Source organism: Aquabacterium sp. UBA2148 (assembly GCF_002328915.1).
Classification (GTDB): Bacteria; Pseudomonadota; Gammaproteobacteria; order Burkholderiales; family Burkholderiaceae_C; genus Aquabacterium; species Aquabacterium parvum.
In genome coordinates this window covers 1-2,130 of sequence record NZ_DCXA01000311.1, presented here as the reverse complement: position 1 = coordinate 2,130, position 2,130 = coordinate 1, and the positions used below count along the sequence as shown (strand labels likewise).

Annotated in this window: 2 protein-coding genes; both read right to left on the bottom strand. The window is 67.7% G+C overall.

What is annotated here, in order from left to right; all coding sequences use genetic code 11:
* Positions 1 to 244, bottom strand: a 244-nt coding sequence (locus B2W70_RS17175; protein WP_286747665.1) for a VOC family protein, incomplete at its 3' end; no start/stop codon positions are given.
* Between the two features lie 92 nt (positions 245 to 336).
* Positions 337 to 2,130: chorismate-binding protein (locus tag B2W70_RS17170; RefSeq protein WP_286747663.1), on the bottom strand; the 1,794-nt coding region annotated here is incomplete at its 5' end.

Genomic DNA, 2,130 nt, shown 5'->3' with positions numbered 1-2,130 from the left:
GGTCGTCCACGCCGATGGCGATGTGGCCGTAGGCCGTGCCCAGTTCGTACTGCTCGACGCCGTGGTTGTAGGTCAACTCGATCTCGGCGTGCTCGGGGTTGCGCCCATAACCCAGGAAGGCCAGTGTGTACTGCTGCTCCGGGCGCTCGGTGGTGCGCAGCAATTGCATGCCCAGCACCTGGGTGTAGAAGTCGATGGAGCGCTGGAGGTTGCCAACGCGCAGCATGGTGTGAAGGAGGCGCATGGTGAGGTGCTTGCCAAGCCGTGGTGTCAAACACCGGAGTTTGCCGCAAGGGGCCCCAGGCTTGCTGCACTGGGGCCTTGTGCATCAGTGTGTCACGCCGCGCTGGGCGTGCTCAGCTTGACGTCAATCCAGCCCCGAACGCTGTTGATCAGCGCCAAACCTTGGGCGCGCGCCAGGTCCGATCGGGTCAGCACCCGCTCGTGCAAGGCGCCTTGAGCCAGCAGCTCCGAGCGCATCACGCCGGGCAGCAGCCCGCACGACAGGGGAGGGGTCCACCAGGTGTCATCGAGCTTCAGCGCCAGGTTGCCGATGGTGAACTCCGTGAGTTCGTCGTTCGCGTTGAACAACAGGGTGTCGAAGCAGCCTGCCGGCGGCGCGAAGCGGTCGTAGGCCTGCCTCCGAGTGGTCTTGTGCCGGATGAAGTCGTCAGCCTGAGGCATGGGCTCGGTGGCCAGGGCCACGCGCGGCGTTGAGGAAGGTGGAGGCGCCAGCGGGGCTGCTTCGGTGTGCACGCCGCCATCGGCGGCCACCAGCAGCCGCACTTTGAAGACACCGCTGGGGTGCGTTGCTGCTTGAAGGGCCAGTGCTTCGCTGACGTCGTTGTCGTTCAGCCGGTGGCCGAAGTGTGCGGCGGCGGCGCGCAGGCGGGCCAGATGGGCATCCGGGCGCAGCAGTCGCCCGTCTTCCAGTCGCATCGACTCGAGCAGCTCGAAAGGCTGGCTCGCACGCTCGAGGAAGCCGCGCTTGACCTGCCATTCGCGCCATTCCCCGTCGGCGCTCGCATCCAGCGTGATGCCGCTGCCGATGCCGCAGTGTGCCGTCCATGGGGCGGGTGGCGGGGGTGTGTGCAGCACCACGGTGCGGATGGGCACGTTGAAGGTCACGCGACCGCCTGGGCTCATCAGGCCCACAGCGCCGCAGTAGACGCCGCGCGGCCCGCTTTCCAGCCGCGCGATGTGGTGCATGGCCTGGCGTTTGGGGGCGCCGGTCACCGAGCCGCAAGGGAACAGCGCCGCGAAAGCCTGGCTCAGCTTCAGGCCAGCGCGCGATCGCGCTGTCACGGTCGAGGTCATCTGCCAGACGGTGGGCAGCGCCTGCAGGTCGAACAAGGATGGCACCTGCACGCTGCCGACCTCGGCGATGCGCGAGAGGTCGTTGCGCAACAGGTCGACGATCATCAGGTTCTCGGCGCGCTCTTTCGGGCTGATGCGCAGGTGGTCGGCCGCCGCCTGATCGGACTGCGGGTCGCTGCCGCGTGCGGCCGTGCCTTTCATCGGACGGGTGGTGATCACCTCGCCGTCCCAGTCGAAGAAGAGTTCGGGGGAGACGCTGAGCACGACGCCCGGGCTGCGACTGGCTGCCCGAGCGTCGAGCATCAGACCGTAGCCTTCGGGCTGACTGCGGCGCAGGGCATCGAAATAGGGTTCGATGGCTGCCGGGCCGCCCTCGAAGGGGCAGCGCAGGCGACTGGTCAGGTTCACCTGGTAGACCTCACCGGCCTGGATCAGGTCGCGGATGCGGTCGATGCGGCTGGCCGCCTCTGATTCGGTGAAGTCGGATGACCAGTCGCTGGCAGACCAGCTGTTTGCGACCGAAGGCGACCGGCTGGCGTGTGAACCAGCCGCGGCCACTGCGGCAGCGTGAGTTTGACTTGCCTGCAACTGGACCTGCTCGGGCTCAAAAACCGCCCACAGGGCATACGGTTGCCCTGGCGGCAAGGCCTTGACGGGCAGGCAGACATCGAGCCCTGGCGCAGCTTCGTAGGCCACCCAGCCCACCAGCCAGTGCCCGTTGCGGGCCAGTTCGTGGGCGGCGTCCAGCAGGCCCGGAACCTGGCTGGGGTCGTGCGCGACCAGCCAGCGCAGGGGCTGGTGCAAGGTCAGCTG